At 69.1% G+C, this 19333-nt stretch carries 18 protein-coding genes; 8 read left to right on the top strand and 10 right to left on the bottom strand.

The window, feature by feature from the left end; translation table 11 throughout:
* Nucleotides 1-562: 562 nt before the first annotated feature.
* The 6 genes from VXC91_RS31995 to VXC91_RS31970 are packed head-to-tail and all read right to left on the bottom strand — an operon-like array spanning nucleotide 563 to nucleotide 7178.
* Nucleotides 563-1141, bottom strand: a complete 579-nt coding sequence (locus tag VXC91_RS31995; RefSeq protein ID WP_329510844.1) for a TetR/AcrR family transcriptional regulator — start codon at nucleotides 1139-1141, stop codon at nucleotides 563-565.
* A 57-nt stretch (nucleotides 1142-1198) separates the two neighbouring features.
* Nucleotides 1199-2833 (bottom strand): amidohydrolase, encoded by a 1635-nt coding sequence (locus VXC91_RS31990; RefSeq protein WP_329510843.1) that lies wholly within the window; start codon nucleotides 2831-2833, stop codon nucleotides 1199-1201.
* Nucleotides 2834-2877: 44 nt separating this feature from the next.
* Nucleotides 2878-4233, bottom strand: a complete 1356-nt coding sequence (locus tag VXC91_RS31985) for an amidohydrolase family protein (RefSeq protein WP_329510842.1) — start codon at nucleotides 4231-4233, stop codon at nucleotides 2878-2880.
* Between the two features lie 35 nt (nucleotides 4234-4268).
* Nucleotides 4269-5240, bottom strand: a complete 972-nt coding sequence (locus VXC91_RS31980; protein ID WP_329510841.1) for an MBL fold metallo-hydrolase — start codon at nucleotides 5238-5240, stop codon at nucleotides 4269-4271.
* Between the two features lie 32 nt (nucleotides 5241-5272).
* A complete protein-coding gene (locus VXC91_RS31975) occupies nucleotides 5273-6247 on the bottom strand; it encodes a quinone oxidoreductase family protein (RefSeq protein ID WP_329510840.1) in 975 nt (324 codons plus the stop codon).
* Between the two features lie 55 nt (nucleotides 6248-6302).
* Nucleotides 6303-7178: a dioxygenase family protein gene (locus VXC91_RS31970; protein WP_329510839.1), complete on the bottom strand. Its 876-nt coding sequence runs from the start codon at nucleotides 7176-7178 to the stop codon at nucleotides 6303-6305.
* A gap of 111 nt (nucleotides 7179-7289) precedes the next feature.
* On the opposite strand from VXC91_RS31970, the gene VXC91_RS31965 reads away from it, so the two are divergent.
* Nucleotides 7290-8174: a LysR family transcriptional regulator gene (locus tag VXC91_RS31965; protein ID WP_329510838.1), complete on the top strand. Its 885-nt coding sequence runs from the start codon at nucleotides 7290-7292 to the stop codon at nucleotides 8172-8174.
* Here VXC91_RS31965 and VXC91_RS31960 read toward each other — a convergent pair.
* Nucleotides 8074-9081, bottom strand: coding sequence for a TMEM175 family protein (locus tag VXC91_RS31960; protein ID WP_329510837.1), 1008 nt, complete (start codon nucleotides 9079-9081; stop codon nucleotides 8074-8076). The genes VXC91_RS31965 and VXC91_RS31960 overlap by 101 nt on opposite strands.
* A 227-nt stretch (nucleotides 9082-9308) precedes the next feature.
* Nucleotides 9309-9896 (bottom strand): hypothetical protein, encoded by a 588-nt coding sequence (locus VXC91_RS31955; RefSeq protein ID WP_329510836.1) that lies wholly within the window; start codon nucleotides 9894-9896, stop codon nucleotides 9309-9311.
* A 150-nt stretch (nucleotides 9897-10046) separates the two neighbouring features.
* Here VXC91_RS31955 and VXC91_RS31950 point away from each other — a divergent pair, with 150 nt between their 5' ends.
* The gene (locus VXC91_RS31950) at nucleotides 10047-10976 is read left to right on the top strand and encodes a transposase family protein (protein ID WP_329510835.1); all 930 of its coding nucleotides are present in this window, start codon (nucleotides 10047-10049) and stop codon (nucleotides 10974-10976) included.
* A 40-nt stretch (nucleotides 10977-11016) separates the two neighbouring features.
* On the opposite strand, the gene VXC91_RS31945 is transcribed toward VXC91_RS31950, so the two are convergent.
* The gene (locus tag VXC91_RS31945) at nucleotides 11017-11250 is read right to left on the bottom strand and encodes a hypothetical protein (RefSeq protein ID WP_329510834.1); all 234 of its coding nucleotides are present in this window, start codon (nucleotides 11248-11250) and stop codon (nucleotides 11017-11019) included.
* 33 nt (nucleotides 11251-11283) lie between these two features.
* On the opposite strand from VXC91_RS31945, the gene VXC91_RS31940 reads away from it, so the two are divergent.
* The 6 genes from VXC91_RS31940 (at nucleotide 11284) to VXC91_RS31915 (ending at nucleotide 17084) form a co-directional block, all read left to right on the top strand.
* A complete protein-coding gene (locus VXC91_RS31940; RefSeq protein ID WP_329510833.1) occupies nucleotides 11284-11433 on the top strand; it encodes a hypothetical protein in 150 nt (49 codons plus the stop codon).
* A 117-nt stretch (nucleotides 11434-11550) separates the two neighbouring features.
* A complete protein-coding gene (locus VXC91_RS31935; protein ID WP_329510845.1) occupies nucleotides 11551-11808 on the top strand; it encodes a transposase in 258 nt (85 codons plus the stop codon).
* 114 nt (nucleotides 11809-11922) lie between these two features.
* Nucleotides 11923-12960, top strand: a complete 1038-nt coding sequence (ltaE, locus tag VXC91_RS31930; protein WP_329510832.1) for a low-specificity L-threonine aldolase — start codon at nucleotides 11923-11925, stop codon at nucleotides 12958-12960.
* 175 nt (nucleotides 12961-13135) lie between these two features.
* Nucleotides 13136-13993, top strand: a complete 858-nt coding sequence (locus VXC91_RS31925) for an aldo/keto reductase (RefSeq protein ID WP_329510831.1) — start codon at nucleotides 13136-13138, stop codon at nucleotides 13991-13993.
* A 296-nt stretch (nucleotides 13994-14289) separates the two neighbouring features.
* Nucleotides 14290-15393 carry a Gfo/Idh/MocA family oxidoreductase gene (locus tag VXC91_RS31920; RefSeq protein WP_329510830.1) on the top strand — a complete coding sequence of 368 codons (1104 nt, stop codon included), beginning with the start codon at nucleotides 14290-14292 and terminating at the stop codon, nucleotides 15391-15393.
* 428 nt (nucleotides 15394-15821) lie between these two features.
* On the top strand, nucleotides 15822-17084 hold the full coding sequence (locus VXC91_RS31915) for an MFS transporter (protein WP_329510829.1): 1263 nt from the start codon (nucleotides 15822-15824) through the stop codon (nucleotides 17082-17084).
* A gap of 33 nt (nucleotides 17085-17117) precedes the next feature.
* Here VXC91_RS31915 and VXC91_RS31910 read toward each other — a convergent pair whose 3' ends face one another.
* Nucleotides 17118-18692, bottom strand: coding sequence for an acetamidase/formamidase family protein (locus VXC91_RS31910; protein ID WP_329510828.1), 1575 nt, complete (start codon nucleotides 18690-18692; stop codon nucleotides 17118-17120).
* Nucleotides 18693-19333 lie beyond the last annotated feature (641 nt).

The raw sequence follows: 19333 nt of genomic DNA, 5'->3' as shown, positions 1-19333 counted from the left end.
GCGGTACGGCTGGGCGGTACACGGCGAGCGGCCCGTACGCGGCCTTCGCCCGCGGCCCTTGTACGCATACGGGCCGACGATGGGCGGCGACGCGTCCGGCCGCGAACCCATAACGAAGCACCGCATGCCCCGGCTTCGTGGCCGGGGCATGCGGGGTCGTCGCTCCATGAGAGGGCGTTAAGTCCGTTTCTGGTAGATGCCTCGCCCGGGTTGGGTAAGGAAGCCTTGACGGGTGAGGCGACTGCGGGTGACGTTCATGCACGGGTCGTCGGTGGGCATGCCGAGGAGCTCGTGCCGTTCACGGACCCTGAATGCCTGGTCGGGGTGCTGGTTGAAGGCGGTCACGATGGTCTGGTAGGCGGTCGTCGACTCGGGCGGGTCAGCCTCGTCTGCGCCTCCGGTCGGCGCGAGTTCGGCGATGATCTTTTGGGTGGTGGCCAGGTCCGCGAGACACGCTTCGGTCTCGGCGAGTGCGGCGGTCAGGTGCTCGATCTGCGGCGGAGTTCACTGGCCCCGGCCACGGCTTCGTTGTGCCGTGGGAAGCCCCGCCGAACTGCGGCGCTCAGGCCCGCTGGTCCGTCGCGCAGCCGTTGAGAATGAGGTCGAGGAGGCGTTCGGCCTGCTGGCGTTGTTCGGGCTTTCCCGAGGCCAGGGCGACGCCCGTGAGGGCGACGAACATGTCGGCCGCGCCGATGTCCGACCGGATGGTGCCGGCGGCGGACCCGGCGTTCAAGAGTGAGGTAAGGGCGGTCATCATCAACTTGCGGCTGTGGCCGCAGGCGTTGAAGCCGAAGTCGACGAAGGTACGCAAGGTGTCGGCCATCCCCAGTCTGGCGGTGGCGTAGTCGATGAAGCGGCCCATCCAGACGCGGAGTGCCTCGTGCGGAGGCAGGGTCGCCAGGAGTTCGGGGACAAAGTCGCACAGCCGGCTCAGTTCGCTGCGGTAGGCAGCCTCGATGAGGACTTCCCGGGTCGGGAAGTTCCGGTAGAGGGTGCCGGTTCCCACACCCGCTTCCTCGGCGATGCGATGGAGGCGCGCGTCCAGTCCCTGTTCTGCGAAGACGCGTATCGCGGTGGAGAGGATCTTCTCTCGATTGCGCCGTGCGTCGGCCCGAAGGGGGCGCCCGGTGTCTGAGGTCATGGGACGGCTCTTTCGTCGTGCACGTGTGCCGAATGCCTAACGCCCTGTTTACGGCCGTCAGGCGAGGGTTCCTGTGGTATGGGCGATCTCGCCTCCCACCACGGTGAGCTCGGAGTAGAGCCCGGGGATACGGTCCTCCGGCACGGCGAAGCAGTCCTCGCTGAGAACCGCGAAGTCGGCATGCGTGCCGGGTCTCAGACGCCCGCGAGTGTTTTCCTCGTAGCTGAGCCAGGCGCTGCCCGTGGTGTAACACTCCAGGGCACGCTCCCGGGACATCCGGTGGCGAGCGGCGCGTCGCGGTACGCCGTCCGCGGAGTTTCCCGTGATCAGCCACCACAACGACAACCAGGGGTTGTGGGAGGAGGCGCGGGTGGCGTCGGTACCGGCTGCCAGGGGAATCCCGGCGGCGATCATGTCCGCGATGGGCGGTGTTGCGGTCATCGAACCGTCGCCCCAGGCCGCCTCCGAAAAGCCGGCCTTGAAGACCTGGTGGTCGTCCAGCACCACACCCGCACCCAACGCGGCGAGCCGGCGCAGGTTGCCCGCGCTGATGCGGTCGGCGTGGGACAGCGAGAACCGCAGCCCCCGCAGCGGGATCCGCTCGTTCACCGCTTCCCAGCAGGTCAGGATCCTGTCGATGGACTCGTCGAGCACCGCATGGATGTTCATCGGCCAGCCCTGTTCGGCGGCGCGGTAGGAGATCCGCTGGAGCTCCTCGGCGGCGTCGTCGGAGATCGAGAACTCCTCGAGCCCTTCGAAGTCGTGGCAGCCGTAGTGCACCACCTCACCGATGCCCGCGAAGCGCAGCATCGGGTCGCCGAACCGGGGCGGGGTGTGCCGCATCCACTCCTCGAGTTGCTTGTATTCCTGCCCGGGGTCCGCCGCGGACAGGAACAGCCGCATCCGCATCGACAGACCGCCGTCGCGCCAGAGCGCGAACAGCGGCTCGTACCGTTGCGGCGGCATGCCGAACCCGCCAGCGTCGACGATTCCGGTCAACCCGAGGGCGTGCAGGTCGGCCAGCATCGCCGCGGTGGAGCGTCGTTCCCTCTCCGGTGTGACAGGTGCAATGGCGCCCAGGACGCGGTTGAACGCGCCCATGCCGAACACCCTGCCGGTGAGCTCGCCGGTCACCGGGTCGCGCTCGAGGTGACCGCCGTCGGGGTCGGGGGTGGCGGCGTCGATGCCGGCCGCGTGGAGCGCCGCCGAGTTGAGCACCGCCACCTCGTACAGCGCCTGCACGTACACCGGGTGGTCCGGAGCGAGTGCGTCCAACTCGGCACGCGTGGGCTCGCGCAATTCGGCGAACTGGCAGGGGTGCCACCCGCCGACGACCCGGATCCATTCCCCGGGGCGCGCCGTCTCGACTGCGGCGCGAAGCCTGGCGAGCGCCGTCGGCAGGTCGGGTACGTCCGTCCAACGCAGTTCGCTCGCCCAGGTCGCGCCGCCGCGCACGGCGTGCATGTGGCCGTCGATCAGGCCGGGAATCACGCGGCGGCCACGCAGGTCGACCGTGGCCGACCGACTGCCGGACAAGGCGCGGATCTCCGCGTCACTGCCGTACGCCACCACCCTGCCGTCACGCACGGCCAGTGCGGTCGGTTCGGGTCCCACCTGTCGGGCACCGCCCGGCCAGACCAGCCCGTTGAGGAAGATCTGATCGGCGGGAGCGGTGTCGGGTGATGTGTCCATGAAACAACCTCGTCGTTGTCGATCGCGCGTCGCCGGGGTACGGGTCAGGCGCGAGGCTGGGCCGCCGATGCGGCCGTGGAGCGGGGGCCGGACCAGGACTCCAGAAGGCGGTCCCGGGAACTGTGTGCGCGTCCTCGTACAGCCCGCAGGTCGTGCCCGGATATCCGTCCGCCCTGCTTGACCACCCGGCCTGCGATCAGCACGGTGTCGACGTTCTCGTTGTCGGCGAGGGTGATGGCCGCGGACACGCTGTTCACGGGCGACAGGTTCGGCCGGTCGGTGTCGAGCAGGATGATGTCGGCCTGCTTGCCGGGGGTCAGCGACCCGATCCTGCTTTCCAGCCCGAGGGTGCGCGCGCCTTCGATCGTGGCCATGCGGACCACGTCCCGGGTGCTGATCGTCAGCTCCGGCAGCGTCTCGTCGCGGGAGAGCGCGGCATGGTGCTGCCAGCCGCGCTCGGCTTCGAGCGTGCCGCGCATTTCGGCGAAGAGGCTGCCCCCCACTCCGGAGACCACGTCGATGCTCAGGCTCGGCACCACCCCCGCCGCGCACAGCCGCCCGGTCGCCGGATAACCGTGACCCATCTGCATCTCCACGCGTGGCGAGATCGAGGCATGTCCCCCGGTGTCGGCGATCAGCCGCAGTTCGGCGTCGGTGCAGGTGTTGCAGTGGACGTAAATCAGATCGGGGCCCAGCAGACCGCGTCGGTGCAGCTCCGTGATCGACCGCTGCTTGCCCAGTGCGCCGACGCCCACGTGCATCGAGGCGCGGATGCCCAGTTCGCGGGCCAGTGTGAGATCGGACAGCGTGTCCTCGACCGACCCGAACTCCGGACCCATGCTGGCCAGCGCGAACGTGACCAGTCCACCCTCGGAGGAGAAGTAGCGCTCCGCCACCCTTGTCACGTCACGGGCGTACCAGTCGGCGGGCGGCCCTCCGGGGTTGCCGTAACCGAACACCGCCCGGATGCCGGAGTCGACGAGTCCGCGTACGGCCTCGTCGGCGTGGTCCGGGCTGCGCATGATGTGGGCCCAGTCCATGACGGTGGTGACACCGGCATCGATGGCCTCCATCGCGCCGAGCAGTTCGGCCACGTACACGTCGTCCGGGGAGAACCTCGGCCCCAGTTCCAGCAGCATGTGGTCGATGTACTGGCCGAGGGTCCAGTCCGCCGCGAGCTGCCGCAGCGCGGCCTGCCACAGATGCCGGTGGGTGTCGATCAGCCCCGGCAGGACGATCCGGTCGGTGGCGTCGATGATGTGCGCATCCGTCGCCGGGATGTGCTCGGCCACGGCCATGATCGTGTCGTCTTCCACCAGCACGTCACCGCGGGGCAGTTCCCCGATGTCGGGATCGACGCTGTAGATCGTGCCACCCTTGATGAGCGTTCTATGAGTCATCGTTGACCTTTTTCGTTACTCGGACGGCCGTGTCGTCAGCGCCAGATACGGGTGTCGGGCGGCACGTCACCGATGGTGAGCACCGTGCCGGCGGTGACGATTTCGAAGGCGTCTGGGACGAGGTCGGCGACGGCCTTCTTGAGCGGGAATCCGCTGCAGTGCATGGGAGCGACCAGCCGCGGCTCGTAGGCGGCGAGCGCCTTGGCGGTGTTGTCGATCCGGTTGGCGCTGATGCCGGGGTGTCCGGTGTGGAATCCGCCGAGGACGCCGTAGAGCGTGTCGGTGCCGGTGAGGGCTCGCATGTGTTCGATCGAGCTGACGACCCCGCGGTGTCCGCACGGGTCGATGACGATCAGCCCGTGACCCTCGACGTCGATGCCGAGGACCTGGTGGTCGTTGATGTTGTCCGCCTCGACGCGGCCGTCGGCGTGGACGCACAGCCGTCCGGCGGGGGCTTCGAACTCGAAGTCTGCGGTGGTCTGCATCTCGCCCGAGGTGAGCAGGCCAGGGCCGAGCGGGATGGAGTTCCGTGCCTCCATCAGGTGGCCGCCCGATGTCCGGATTCCCTCCCGTGTCAGCCCGATGTTGATCATCGGCAGGGTGGTGTGCGGTTTGACGATCATCCGCGGGTCGAACGCGTCGGGATGTGCGATCACCGGGGTCGGATGGCCGATCGCCTCGAGTACTCCGTTGATGCCGCCGAAGTGGTCGGGATGGCCGTGGCTGAGCACCACCGCCTCCACCTCGTGCAGGTCCACGCCGAGGTGGTGCGCGTTGTGCAGCACGACGTCGGCGGTCAGCCCGGCGTCGAAGAGGATCGTCGTGGAGCTGCCCTCGGTGAACGTCTCCACGAGGAAGCACAACCCGTTCTCGGCGAGCAGTTCGCCATACCGGGAATTGAAGTGCTGATCCATGTTGTAGCGGCGTACGTGGGGGGTCGACGGCAGAAGGATGTCGATGAAGTTCTCGTCGAGAACGGTGATACGGGCGCCGGCGCAGCGCGTCATGGCGTCGCCTTTCTCAGTGGTCGTGGGCGGCCTCAGGGAACGATGACGACGCGGCCGGAAACCTGTTCCGCCACCGCCGTGTAGGCCTTGTGTCCCTCATCGAGGCCGAACTGGTGCGCGACCGGCAGTGGCCGGAACTCGCCGCGCTCGAAGTAGGGGGTGAGAACGGCCAGACACTCGGCCGACTCCGTAACGTCGAGCTTGCGGCTGTCCGCACCCAGCATCCGGGCCTCGCGGTGGTAGAAGTCCGGCAGGTTGATCTCCACCGTGGGTGTGCCGACCGCGCTGATGACCACCAGTCTGCCCCGCTGGGCCAGCGAGGCGAGGGCCGCGGCGGTGGTGACGCCGCCGACTGCGTCGTAGACGACCTCGGCTCCCCGGCCGCCGGTGTGCGCGAGCAGGGTGTCGGCCACGGCGTCCGCGTCGGGGGTGAAGGGAACGAACGCGTCGATGATCTCCGCTGCCGGAGTGCCGTCGGCGGGGGGAACCCGGTCGACGCCGAGCACCCGGGCCCCGCGGGTCCGCGCGATCTGGGCGACGGCGCCGCCCACCCCGCCGGAAATGCCGAAGACGACGACGGTCTCACCCCGGCTCAGGTGCGCGATCTCGACGGCACCGAGCCAGCCAATCACGAAGTTGACGCCGACCGCCGAGGCCTCCTCGAAGCTCAGTGCTGCCGGCTTGCGGGCGAGTGCGGTGACCGGCACACGGATGTACTCCGCGTGCGAGCCGTCCAGGGTGAAGCCAACGTCGCCGCCGGTGCCCCACACCTCCACGCCGCGCCACTGCGGTGGACCGTCGACGACGATGCCGGCGAAGTCGCGGCCGGGCACGCGGGGCAGCACCGTGCCCTCCATGATGCCGGCGACGTTCTTCAGGTCGGAGGGGTTGACCGAGGCTGCCCGGACGGCGACCACGGCCGTGCCGTCGGTGGCCAGGGGATCAGGCAGTTCGGCGACCCGCAGGACGTCGGGGCCTCCGAACTGGTCGAAGCGTAGCGCGCGCACGCAGGTGTCCTTTCTGGGCTGATGATCAGCGGGTGGTACGTCCGGTGCGGTGTGGTCACCCTCGAGCCGGGGCGAGGGTGAAGGTCCACTCGACGGTCTGGAAGGGCTCGGACATCACGGTGCCGTGCGGCGCGGTCTCGCCGGCCTCGTGCTGGACGAAGTCGGCGACCAGCGAGCGCTTGGCGCCGAAGACAGCGTCCCGCTCCAGGTACGGGTCGTCGCCGCGGAACAGCATGGTGACCAGCGGTTCGTAGCCTTCGGCGTGGAGCCAGAAATGGATGTGCTCCGGCCGCATCGGCGAGCGCCCGGCGGCGCGGAGGATCTCGCCGCAGGGTCCGTCGGTCGGGACCGGGTAGTACCGCGGCACGATCGAGCGGTACCAGAACCGTCCGTCGTCGTCCGTGTCCAGTAGCGCCCGCATGGCGGGCTCGCCGTGCAGCTTGTCCGCCTGCTGCACGTCGTAGAAACCCTCACTGTCGCTGTGCCAGGTGTCCACGTCCGCGCCGACCACCGGCCGCCCGTCCGGGTCCACCACCGTGCCGCTGAAGAACAACGGCATGCCTGCGACACCGCCGGAGATGTCGGCGCCGTTCTCCGCGCGCGGCCGGCCTTCCACATAGAAGGGGCCGAGCAGGGTGGAGTCGGTGGCAGAGCCGTTGCCGTGGTTGATCTGGTCGACCAGGACGCTGAGCCCCAGGATGTCCGAGAGCAGCACGAACTCCTGCCGGGTCGGACTGGAGATGCGACCGACCCGCTCCAGGAAGTCGACCGCGGTGAACCATTCCTCACTGGTGAGTCGGACCTCGCGGGCGAAGTCGTGCAGATGCTGGACGAGCGTCACGAAGACCTCGCGCATGCGCTCGTTCGTGCACCCCTCAAAGGTCTGCTGAACGGCGTCTGTGATCGTTTCCTCGGTCAGATCGATGGACATCGCTCGACTCCTTTCTGTCCGCGTCCTTGCCGAAAAGCATCAGACGGGAGGCTTCATCTCGTCTAGCGAAAACTTTAGATGGTCAACATCTCGATATGAGATATTGAGAGGATGGAGCTACGTCAGCTGGAGTACTTTGTCGCCGTCGCCGAGGAACGCAGCTTCTCTCGGGGTGCCGAGCGGGCCCATGTCGTGCAGTCGGCAGTGTCGACGGCCATCGCCAAGCTTGAACGCGAGCTCGATATGCAGCTTCTCGACCGGGCCGGGCACCGGATCACGCTGACCCCCGCCGGTGCCGCATTCCTCACCGAGGCCCGCAGCACCCTGGCCGCAGCCCGGCGCGCGAGGAATTCGGTCGCCCAGTACCGGGAGCAGCTCGGCGGCAGCGTCGACCTCGGGATCCTGATGTCCTCCGGGCCCCTCGACCTGCCCGCTGCGCTGGGCCGCTTCCACACCCGCTATCCTCTGGTGTCGATTCGGCTGCACCAGGGCGTCACCGGCACAGCCGCGCACCTCGCCGCCGTCGTGGACGGTTCACTCGACCTCGCCCTGGTCGCGGCCACCACGGCATCGAGGCAGGTCACCCTTCGACCGGTCGCGCGCGACCCCATGGTCCTGCTCTGCCGACCCGACCACCGGCTCGGCGACAGCAGCCAGATCCACGTGGCGGACCTTGCCGAGGAAACGGTCGTGCGCTTCGCCGCAGGCTGGGGTATCCGCCTAGAGACCGACGATGCCTTCGCCGCCGCAGGCATCGCCCCGGACGCCCCCTACGAGGTGGCCGACTACGACACCGCCGCCGGTCTCGTCCGCAACGGGCTCGGCATCAGCCTGATGCCCGCCACGCCGGCCGGCCACTACACGGACCTCCGCGCCGTTCCGATCAGTCCCACCATCACGTGGACGCTGTCACTGGCCACCACGGCGGAACTCCCCATATCTCCCGCGGCGGTGGCGATGGCCGACACCCTGCTCGAGGCCTGCCCGCCTTCCTGATGGCCGAGGGGCCGTTCCGTGAGGGTGTTGCCGTCACCGGCATACGGGGGTGAGGCCTCGCAGCGCTGCGAGTCCGGCGGCCGGCCAGGTCGGGCGGGAATTCTTCGGCGACCGGTGACCGGTGCCGTCGCTCGTCGCCCGGCGCGGCCTGGATCTCACCGAGCGCGGTCCCACCGCGTTCGGCGGCGCCGCCGGCACCAAAAGCGTCCGCCTGGCCCCGTCGACTCATCGCCGCTCGCCCCGGCCGACTACCCCTCCTGACCGGCACTTTCCTCGGCCGGTCCCGTGCGCTGGTGGGCGCCTCGCGGAACACCAGCCGAACCGGGATCGCCAGCAGCCAGCAGCACTTGGCGAGGGTCGGCGAGAAGAACGCCACCGGGAGCGAGCCGGCGAAAACCAGGGCCATCAGGAGGCTGCGGCGGACCGCCTCCCTCAGCCGCGCGGGCGCAGCATGCGACGCCGCCAGCGCGGGCCTGGCCAGGAGGCGCAGATACATCCCGCAGAGGAGGGCGATGCTCAGGGCAATCGCCGGCGCATAGAAGGCGGTTGCCGTCGCCGTGCCGCCGTACTCGCTGATCAGCCGGGTCGGGAACGGGAGCGTGGCCACGACTGCGAGGAGGGCGAAGCAGAGGTAAAGCAGCCAGCGGTCGAGCGTCGTGATCAGATGGAACAGGGCGTGCTGGGCCGGCCAGAGTGCGCCGATGACGGCGAAGCTGAACAGATACGCGCCGACGGTGGGCATCGCGTCCCGGACGGCGTGGGCGACATGGGATTCGGGCAGGCCCTCAGGGACGGTGATCTCGAATGCGAGCAGTGTGATCGCGATGGCGAACACGGCGTCGCCGAGCATCGCGAGTCGTTCGGGTCCCACGACGAGGTCGCGGCGGAGGAGGCCAAAAGAGAGCATCGTGCGCGGAAAGCTGCTCGGGGCCGCGCTGCTGGGTCAAAGCACGGGCATCGGCGGCGAGTTGGGCGTAGACGGCGGGTGCGGGGGCTTCGTCGAGGGCCAGGGCCAGCGGGCGGGCGATCTGCGGCGCCCGTCGCATTCCGCGCCAGGGCCAGCCGCACGGGGCGGGGCGGGCGGCAGGGCCAGGACCGCGCCGGGCCACACCGAGGCGCCGGGGCCGTGCGGAACTACGCAGAGGGCGGCGCCAGGGTCTGGCCTGAGGCCGCGCGCAGGGTGTGTCGAGAAGCGTGCTCATCAGCGAGCATCTGCACGACGGAGGGATCCAGCGCGGCCAGACTGGCCAGTGGAATCGTCCATCTGCCTTGGTGGAATGCCTCGGCGATCAACCGCACGGCCTGAGCTGGTTCGGCTGCTTTGGCCAGTTGCGCAAGCGTCCACGCTTGCTGATCAGGTTCAGGAATGGCGTGGGCGAGTGTCTCGGCACGGCCGTGGTCGCCGGTCGCCGTCACGGCCTCCACCAGCGCCGTCAAGGCCTGGACGAGCAGATTTGTGTTTGTGGCCAAGGAACGGAGTTCCTCTACCATGTCGGTCAGTTCCGCTACGCGATCATGGTCGTCGGCCGCGGCAGCTGCCTCGGCAATCTTCGCCAGAACCAGTGCCTGCTCACCGGTGTCGAAGATGCCCTCGGCGAGCTGCTCGGCGGCGGCGTAGTCTCCGGCCGCAGCCACGACCTTCGCCAGGTCGCCCCGTAGCGCTTCTTGTTCGTTGCGGTCGAAGCCGCGCAGGAGCCGGTCGGCGGTGCGGAGAAGACTCATGGCGAGATCCTGGTCGCCGACCGCCGTCACGGCGGTCGCCAGCTCTCCCAGCTGCCACAGTTGCTGTCTCGGGCCGGGGATCGCGTAACGACTTGGTGCGCGATAGCTGACACCCCGCCCTGAGTACGTGAACGGCCGTGCGGAACGATCATGATTGTGACGTCAGGATGGGCCCGCACGGCCTTGAGCCATCGTATCTGTACCGGCATCCAGCGCCGCCGCTTAAGCAAGCTGATCGCGGAGCTGGCCGAGCCGTGGACGGCCCGTGAGGAGTCCCGGCTGCGTGAACGCCGAGGCCATGACCGGCAGCGCGCCGCAGGAGCCGGCCCCGACCATGAACTCGTCTTCACCGACCGGGTCATTGCCACCCTGGTCGTGCTGCGCTTCCAACTCCCGCACGCCGCCCTCGCCCTGTTCTACGGCGTGGACCGCTCCACGATCACCCGCGCCGTTCACGAGGTGCGCCCCTTGCTTGCCGCCCGGGGCTTCGCCATCCCTGCAGCCCCGGACCTGCGGCTTCGCACCCTGGCTGACGTTTTCGCCTATGCCGCTTGCCATGGCGTGGAGTTGCGGATCGACGGAACCGAGGTGAGAGTGCGCCGCCCCCGGGCGAACAGGCCTGGGCGGCGCGCTTTCGTCTCCGGCAAGATGAAGCAGAACACCAAGAAGGCCACCGTCATCAGTGACGAGAAGGGCCGCACGCTGTGGACCGGGGCCTTGCGGCCCGGTCGTATGCACGATCAGACGGCGCTGAAGACCGAGGGCATCTGCGACCTGTTCGAGCGGTTCCCCCAGGTAAAAGCCAAGGTGGACGCGGGCTATCGGGGCCTGGCCAAGCAGTTCCCGGACCAGATCGAAGCCCCGCCGCTGAAGCCGAAGAAGGACGCCTCACCCAAGGAAGTGGCCGACTGGCAGGCGGCCCGCACGCAACAGTCCTCCGAACGGATCCCGGTCGAGCACGCCAACGCCGAGCACAAGCAGTGGCGGCCCCTCCAGCGGTGGATCGGACGCCGCGAGTACTACGACGAGACCCACCTGGCCATCGCCGGCCTGGTCTCCGACCGCACAGCCATGCGGTAATCACCCACCAGCCAACCCTCCAGGCCAGCACGCCCCACCCTCAATCGCACATCAAGTCGTAAGCCCGTGCCGCCGCCGCGCGGGCGAGTTCACCGGCGCGGTGGGTGTCGCCGCTCCCGGCGACCGCCGTCACCAGCTCCGTCAGCAGCCACGCCGATGAGGAGTCGTCGGTGGACCTGCTGGTCATGTCCACTACGGTGCGGGCGAGTTCCTCCGCGCGTGTCCGCCGTCCGGCCCGGGCCGCCACGCCCACCAGCCGGGTCAGCGCACGCACCTGCTGGAATGTACTGCTGATCGCTCTGGCAAGTTGCTCGGCGCCGTCGTCGTCGCCGGCTTTGGCGACGGCCGCCGCGAGGTCCGTCAGCGCCTGCTCTCGTTCGTACGGCTGGGTGATGGCGTTGACGTATTCCCCAGCGGCCGGGATCAGGCCTTGGGCGCGGTGCAGGTCACCGGCTGAGGTTCCCCCGAGATGCGAGGAGGGGTGACAGCAGGTCAGATGGATCTCGTGAGAGGAGATCTGACGATGCCTGCCCCCAGGAAATAGCCGCTGGAGTTGCGTGAACGTGCGGTGCGGATGTACCGCGCGTCGGAACCGAAGCCCGTCATCCGTCGCATGGCCGAGGAACTCGGCGTGCATCACGAGGCCCTGCGCGGCTGGATCCGGCAGGCCGAGGCGGATGCCGGCGAGCGGGACGACCTGCTCACCACCGAGGAGAAGGAGGAGCTGGCCCAGCTGCGCCGCGAGGTACGCGAGCTGCGCCGGGCGAACGAGGTCCTGCGGACGGCTTCGGCTTTTTTCGCCGCGCAGCTCGACCCGACCCGGCCCAGGTGAGAGCGCTCATCGACGAGCACCCGCATCTGGGGGTCGAGCCCGTACTCCGGGAACTGCACGTCCCCTCCTCCACCTACTACCGGTGGTGCCGCGCCGAGCAGGATCCGTGCGAGCGTGAACGCGTTCCAGGAACGGGTGGCGGGGTTGCTCGGCTTCCCAGCCGCGCTCTTCGTCTCGTCGGGCACCCAAGGCAATCTGTGCGCACTGCTCAGTCACTGCGGGCGCGGTGACGAGTACATCGCTGGCGGGAACGCGCACCTCTACTCCCATGAGGGCGGCGGTGCGGCCGCGCTCGGAGGGATTCAGCCGCAGCCGTTGCCGCACGGGGAGGACGGGACGCTCGACCTCACGCGGATCGAGGCAGCGGTCAAGCCGGACGATCCGCATTTCGCGCGGACCCGGCTGCTGTGTCTGGAGAACACGTTCGGCGGCACGGTGATCGAGCCCGAGTATCTGGAGGCAGCCACGGCTGTGGCCCACAAGCACGGGCTGGCGACGCACCTGGACGGTGCCAGGCTGTTCAATGCCGCGGTGGCCGGCGGCGGCGATCCGTACAACGGGGCCCGGAAGATCGCGGAGCGTTTCGACAGCGTGTCGGTGTGCTTCAGCAAGGGCTTGAGAGCACCGGTGGGCTCGGTGTTGCTCGGTTCGCGGGAATTCGTCGGCGAGGCCCGGCGGTGGAGGAAGGTTCTGGGCGGCGGCTTGCGGCAGGCGGGAGTGCTGGCTGCGGCCGCGTCGTACGCGCTGGACCACCACGTCGAGCGGTTGGCCGAGGACCACGCGAACGCCGCCCTGTTCGCCGAGGCCCTCGACGGCGTGCCGGGGCTGGAGGTCGCCGCGGCACGCACCAATATGGTGTTCGCACGGGCCATTGCGGGCGTCACGCCGCAGGACCTGGTGGGGCGGCTGGCGGCAAGGGGTGTGCTGTGCACGGGCGGACCGCAGTTCCGCTTCGTGTTCCACCTCGACGTCTCGCGGGAGGATGCGGAGCGCGCGGCGATCGTGGTGCGGGAGACCCTGGCCGGTGCACCGCCTGATGGGGTGCAGCGGGGGCAGCCATGCGCGCGGCTGCACTGCCGCGAGATTCCTGGAGTCGGAACGCGCCCAGTGACATACCGTTGCGCGCGATCCGGCTCGCGCTGCAATCGGTGAGCGTTGTGAAGGTCACCCCATTCAGAGAATTTGCTGCTGAATGCGTTCGCCTTCTTCTATTGGACCCCTGGCTGCTGCTCATCGACGCTGGGTTGTGCCGACGTCGCCGCAGTCCCGTAGCTCAGGTATTGGCCGGCATCAGTTCCGCCTGAAAGTCGAAAGAGGTCTCGAGCACATGCACACTCGCCGAATCGGTGACACCGAGGTCAGCGCGATCGGCCTGGGCGGCATGCCCATGTCGATCGAGGGCCGCCCGGAGGAGGCACGCTCCCTCGCCACTGTTCACGCCGCGCTCGACGCCGGTGTGACGCTGATCGACACCGCCGACGCCTATCACCGGGACGCCGGTGAAGTCGGTCACAACGAAACCCTGATCGCCAAGGCTCTCGCCCGCCACGCGCTGGGTGCGCAGATCCTCGTCGCCACGAAGGGCGGCCACCTGCGCCCCGGAGACGGCAGCTGGACGCTGGACGGCTCCCCCAAGCACATCAAGGAGGCCTGTGAAGCCTCCCTGCGCCGCCTTGGCGTGGAGGCCATCGGGCTCTACCAGTTCCACCGTCCCGACCCCAGGATTCCCTACGCGGAGTCGGTCGGTGCGGTGCGGGAGCTCCTCGACGAGGGCAAGATCCGCATGGCCGGTATCTCCAACGCCAACCCGGAGCAGATCCGGCAGGCCAACGAGATCCTCGGCGGCCGCCTGGTCTCCGTCCAGAACCAGTTCTCGCCTGCCTTCCGCTCCAGCGAGCCGGAGCTTCGGCTGTGTGACGAGCTCGGCATCGCGTTCTTGCCGTGGAGTCCTCTGGGCGGCATCTCCCGTGCGCGCAAACTCGGTTCGGCTTACGCACCGTTCGCGCGGGTTGCCGAGGCTCACCGGGTCACCCCACAGCAGGTCTGTCTGGCCTGGATGCTCGCCAAGTCGCCGGCCGTCGTTCCGATCCCCGGCGCGAGCCGACCGGAGACCATCCGCGACTCGGCAGCGTCTGCGGACCTGAAGCTGACGGACGAGGAAATCGCCGAGCTGGACAGCGTGTGACACGGTGCAGCTTGCGCTTGACGCCGGCTCGGCCACCGAGTCCGCGTCGCACGAGGGCTCCAAGGAATGCGCACGTACCCGTCGGGATGACGACGCGGAGTGGGCCATGGCGGCCCGCGGGGCCACTGCCTCGGCCGCATGGTCGTTGCCGCGCGCGATCTCGTCGACACCACGGCGCCCCTGGCGCAAGCGGAACTGATCGCCGAGTTCCACGGGGCGGCGGAGCCGACAGCGGCGATCACCTCACGTCGGCACGCAGATGGACTCCCCGGCCCCATGTATGAAGGAGCGGACACGTGAGCGCGGCACCCGTACGTTTCGGCATCGTGGGCAGTGGCTGGCGCGCTGCGTTCCTCGCACGGCTGGCGCGGGCGCTGCCGGAACGGCTGGCAGTGGCCGGCGTGGTAACGCGCTCGGCCGCACGGGCCGCGCAGGTTGAGGCCGCGTGGGGGGTACCCGCCTTCGGCACGGTCGGCGAACTGTGCAGCATCGGGCCGGAGTTCGTGGTCGCGTCGGTGCCGTGGGACGTCACGCCCGAGGTCGTAAGAGAACTCGTCGAGCGCGAGGTACCGGTCCTCGCCGAAACGCCGCCGGCACCCGACGTTGTCGGGCTGCGGGAGTTGTGGGGCGCCGTCGGGGGCGCAACACGCGTCGGCGGCGGTGCACTCGTCCAAGTTGCTGAGCAGTACCCGCTCATGCCGGGCCACGCCGCTCGTATCGCGCTCGTGAGGCAGGGCCTGATCGGCGAGGTCACGTCGGTCCAGGTGTCCTCGACACACATGTACCACGCGATCTCGCTGATCCGGCACACGCTGGACGTCGGTTCCAGGCCCGCGACGGTGACGGCCCGGGCCTTCACCGCCCCGCTCGCCGACCCGCTGTCCCCCCGCGGCTGGTCGGACGACCTGATGCCCAAGGACGCCGTCACCACCCTCGCTTTCCTCGACTTCGGCGCGGCCCGCACGGGCCTGTACGACTTCACGGACAACCAGTGGTGGAATCCGCTGCGAGCCCGCCGCGTCGTGGTGCGCGGCTCACTCGGCGAGATCGTGGACGACACCGTGGTGCGGATGGCCGATCCACGTAGCCCCGTGGAGTCCCCTCTGATGCGGCGCCGCACCGGCACGGATCTCAACCTGGAAGGCGCCGAGGTGCACCACATCTCCTTCGACGGACGGGTGGTGTGGCGCAACGACTATCTGGGCGCGAGCCTGTCCGAGGACGATCTCGCGGTAGTGGACCTGCTGTGCCGCACGGGCGCATGGGTGCGGGACGCCAGCCCGGAACCGTATCCGCTGGCCGAGGGCTGCCAGGACCATCTGCTGGCGATGGCGGTCGAGGAGTCGGCTCGGACGGGGGCGCCGGTGACGACAGCGGTGGAAGCATGGGCGGCCCGCTGACACCGCCGGCCCGCTGGGCGCTGCAGGGCCCGCCCCGGCCCTCGCCGCGACGCTCCCTCGACGGCCTCGGCACACACCGTCGGACTCACCGGCCTCCGCCCGCCGTACGCATGCGCGCCACCACCGGCTCAGCCTGCTCCCCAACGAGCCGCCATCCCCCGATGTCACACGTCCCATCGCTGCCGCCACTGCGCGGGTGCGCGTTCAGACATACCTCCTCGTGCCCCGTCACCCGCAAAGACGGCGTGACAGAGGTCACCGACATGTGCTGATCAATCTTGGAATGCGAGGCCTTGTCCCGCTGCTGCCCTCAGGGGGCTTGCCTCGTTCTGGGGTTGCGCAGGGCTGGTCACGGGGCCGGAGAGGACCCCAGGCACGCCTTCCTCCATCCGTCCCCGGACCGCTGTCTCGAAAGGTTCCCCTACGCCATGCCACTGGCTCTGCTGGCCCTGGCTGTCGTCGCGTTCGGCGTCGGCACGACCGAGTTCGCCACGATGGGGCTGCTGCCCCAGATCGCTGACGGGATCGGCGTGTCCGTGCCGCACGCCGGCAACCTCGTCTCGGCTTACGCGCTCGGCGTCGTCGTCGGCGCCCCCGTGCTGACGGGCATCGGGGCGCGCGTATCCCACAAGCGGCTGCTGCTGCTCCTGTCCGGGCTATTCGTGGTCGGCAACACCGCGTCCGCGCTCGCTCCCGACTTCGGCCTGCTCTTTGCCGCGCGCTTCCTGGCAGGTTTGCCGCACGGAGCACTGTTCGGCGTAGGCGCCGTCGTCGCCTCCCGGCTGGTCGCCCCCGAACGGGCGGCACGTGCCGTCTCGAGGATGTTCCTCGGACTCACCATTGCCAACATCGTCGGTGTACCGGCCGGCACGGCCCTCGGCCAGCAGCTGGGCTGGCGGTCCGCCTACTACGCGGTCGCCGTCATCGGCCTCGTCGCCCTTGCCTCGCTGGCCTTCTTCATTCCTCACCAGCCACGCGGCCAGCAGTCCGGCATCCGGCACGAGCTGCGGGCGATGGGCAACAAGCAGGTGGCGATCGGCCTGGCCACGGCCGTTGTCGGGTTCGGTGGCTTCTTCGCCGTCTACAGCTACCTCGTGCCCATGCTGACGCACCTGACGGGCATCTCCGACTCCTCGACCACCCTGGTCCTCGCGCTCTACGGCGTCGGCATGACCCTCGGCACTCTGGTTGCGGGCCCACTCACGGACCGCGCTCTGCGGCCGACGCTGTACGCGGGTCTTGCTCTGCTCGCCGCAGCGCTAGTGACGTTCTACTTCACCGTCCACAGCACCGTGCCCGCGCTGGTGACGATCACCTTCATCGGCGCGCTGGGTTCCCTCATCACCACGCCCGTCCAGATGCTGCTCATGGCCAAGGCGCAGAACGCTCCGACGATGGCGGCGGCCTCCAACCACTCCGCCTTCAATCTTGCCAACGCGGGCGGCGCCTGGCTTGGCGGCCTGGTCATCTCGGCGGGCTGGGGCTGGGCCTCGCCCAACCTGATCGGCGCGGCTCTCGCCATGGCCGGTCTCGGCCTCGCCTTCACGGGCGGCCTCATGGACCGGGGCAGTCGTCGCTCCGAGGTGGTCGCTTCGTCCGACGCGGAGGCCGGACAAGTCATGGCAGCCCAACGCATGGGCGCACCTACTCCCTCCCCCCAGCCTCCGGCAGCCCTCGGGGATCGGGGGTAGCGCCCGGGCCCCGGTGGCCTGCTGGGGCCGGCCCTACCTGAAGTGCTCGTGGATGTCTTGGCCGAACAGCCGCACCGGCAGAGCCCGGTGCGCGAGCGGCTGGCCGCGCCGGCGGTCGTTTCGACGCCTGCACGGATCCACCTTCTGACCGTCGTCACCCAACAAGGGCGTCGATCCGGCCCGGAGAAACTCCCCCGTACCACTCGTCTCCACCGGTCGCGTAGCGGGCGTCGGGATCATAGGGCGAGGAGAGCCCGGCGTCTGAACGGCGGGAGGTCTTTGCCCTCCCCCGAGAGCACATCCTCGCCGTCGCGGTGGTACCGCTCCACCCAGGCCCGGCGCAGGACCTGGACAGCGGGGACTTCCCGTAACCACGCTGGAGCCTGAGGTGCCCAGACGGCCTCCAGGATGGTGAAGCCGTCCCGGCCGACCTGCTCGGCGGCCCACTCCTGGCGGACGTTGTCGCCCTTGGGGAAGGGGTAGGAGTCGATCCGGGTGCCGTAGCGTCTGGCACTGCCCGTGCTGGGATCCGTCGGGGTCGGACAGGCCGACCGCCACCCACGCTTGGGGAGTCTCGGCGAACGGGTAGTAGAAGGCGACGGACGGTGCGTCGCCGGAGCCCTTCTTGCATACCGTCAGTCGGAACGTCGTGCGCAGCGACCCCTCCATCGCGGTGAGCGCCACCTCCCCGTTGCCCATAGCCATGTGCGAGTCGCCCGTGTAGAACAGCGCGCCTTCCGAGAACACCGGAACGTAGAAGGTTGCACCCTCACCGAGCAGCCTGATGTCGATGTTGCCCGCCCCGAGGGTCGGTGGGATGGAGTTGAGCTGCGGCGCCGTGAGCGCGTCCACCGAGGCAAAGGCGACGCCCATCATGCCCATGTGGGGGTGGAGCGGGAACGCTGCCTGACCCGAGGTCCCCACCGGCAGTACTCCGACGGGCCCACCGTCACGGCCTCGGCGGACCGGCGTGAACTCGAAGACGTCGCCGTAGTCCAACGGATTCCGCGTGGCACGGCCGTCGGTCGACACCGGCGGCATGACCTCGTTCAACGTGATGCCCGCCGGTGGTCCACCACCGGGCTTACGGGCGAGGGCACCCAACCCGTGGCGGTTCGACACGACACCATAGGGAACCCTGAGCAGCAGCGAGAGCACTTCGATCTTCAGCACGTCACCGGGCCTCGCGCCTTCGACATACACCGGCCCGGTCACCACGTGCGGCCCGTCGACGTCGAAGCTCCTGCGGGTCCTGGTGTAGTGGCGGGCAACCGCGATCGCGTCGCTGAGCACCTGGTCAGCGGGCACCCCGTGGGAGCCGAAGAAGGCTATCGGGTCGCGCCCCTGGTCCTCCAGGAGGCCCTCGTGCGAGATCGAATCGACGGTCACCGTTTCCTCCGAGCGCATCCGCAGCACCGGCGCGGCGCCGAGCGCCGGGACGTAGCCCCAGCGGACCTGGTCGGGCAGGGAATGCAGGTAGTGCTGACCGTGGATGGGCCCCTTGCCGGGCTGCAGGATCTCGTTGGGGAGCGCGGACGCCTTGGCTATAGGGGGTACCTTGGCCGACCCAGGAACGAGGGCCGAGGCACGCCTCGGGGACAGCAGCAACCCGGCGCTCCCCGCCGCGCTCGTCGCGGTGGCGACGCGGAGTAGTCGGCCTGTCTGGTTCCGATCTGTTTCACACGCATTTACGATGCCATCTTCGGCACGGTGGGCCGAGAATGGCTTGCCAATTTTATGACGATATCGCCCTGACGGCCTTCAGTCGTCCGGACGCGCCACGCTGGACAACCCGTTCCGCTATACCTCCGACCGGTCGGCGACCATTACAGCACCCAGAAGGCAGCCGGGTTGCACTTTCTGATCTTCGTGCCGACGTCCGAGACGTTTAACCGTATTCGCCCGGCGATGGACGGCTACTACCCTGACGGTAAAAGAATCGACTTCTCCCCGCGCTCACCCAAGGCCGGCCTGAACGCAGTAGTTCACACCACGCACCGCCAGAACTTTCTGATTCCACCGCGGAGTCGCCGTTCGTTCCCGCTGGCCGAGTTCTTGAGCTGACCCCGGGCTGGCGTAGTTCGTTGCGCCGCTTGGCCACGGCCATCGGCGGCGTCAGTGCTGGTTGCTGGCAGGTATTCGAACGTTTTTGTTCCAATGTGCCTCATGTTACAGCGTGACCGGCGCACGACCGCCCTATCTCGTCCCATCACTCTGGCGCCTGGCTCGGGACCCAGGACGACCTGTCG

The organism is Streptomyces chiangmaiensis (assembly GCF_036281785.1).
GTDB classification, from domain to species: domain Bacteria; phylum Actinomycetota; class Actinomycetes; order Streptomycetales; family Streptomycetaceae; genus Streptomyces; species Streptomyces chiangmaiensis.
The sequence above is the reverse complement of the archived record's forward strand: the minus strand, read 5'-3'. Positions and strand labels throughout refer to the sequence as shown.